Source organism: Sphingomonas sp. CBMAI 2297, from assembly GCF_029870595.1.
Taxonomy (GTDB): Bacteria; Pseudomonadota; Alphaproteobacteria; order Sphingomonadales; family Sphingomonadaceae; genus Sphingomonas.
The window spans coordinates 1-755 of the sequence record NZ_JAPDIR010000032.1; the positions used below are offsets into that span (position 1 = coordinate 1).

Here is a 755-nt window from a genome sequence, read left to right on the forward strand (position 1 = left end):
CGCGGGTGCCGCGAGGACGCGGGAGGGGCGGGGGGAAGGGGAGGGTTTCCCGCAATGCGCGAGCGTTCGAATGACTCTGATCGAACTTCTCAATGGTCCGGCGCGGAAACCGGCGGCGAAACCCGGCGCACGATCGCATGATGCGGAAGGTGGCGCAGCGCGAGCCGGGCGAGCAGCAGGCCGATCGCCGCGGCGACCGCGACATGCTCGATCACGCGCAGCTGGCCGAAGACGGCATGGAGGCCGTGGCCAAGGGCATAGCCGACCAGCGTGAAGATCAGGCTCCACAGCAGCGAGGCGAGGGCGCTGAGCCAGGTATAGCGGATCACCGAAATGCCGGTCATGCCCAGCGCTGCGGGGCCGATCATCCGCATGCCGAACATGAAATGGAGCGCGAAGGCGAGGCTTTGCGGGTGATGGGCGATCACCGCTTCGCTGCGGGCGAAGCCGGGGCGGGCCATGGCCTGGTGAACGAATCGGACATGCGAGAGATAGCGGCCCATCAGGAAGAAGACCTGCGCCGAGGCGAAGGACATGGCCGCTCCGATCAGCACCACCACGGGCAGCGACATCATGCCCTGATGCGCGAGCACCCCGCCGGTCGCGACCGCCATCTCGCCCTGCAGCAGCGCCCCGATCAACAGCGCGACGACACCATATTGCGCGAGCAGCTCTTCCATCGGCCCGGTTCCCTCTGGGTCAGGCCGGCGGGCATATCATATCGGGAGCCGGAGGGGGCGGGGGCGTTTCGCGCC

1 protein-coding gene is annotated in these 755 nt (G+C 68.2%); it reads right to left on the reverse strand.

Annotated features, from left to right (window positions below; all coding sequences use genetic code 11):
* Positions 1-89: 89 nt before the first annotated feature.
* Positions 90-680, reverse strand: coding sequence for a VTT domain-containing protein (locus tag OMP43_RS22805; protein ID WP_280281861.1), 591 nt, complete (start codon positions 678-680; stop codon positions 90-92).
* Between the last annotated feature and the right edge of the window lie 75 nt (positions 681-755).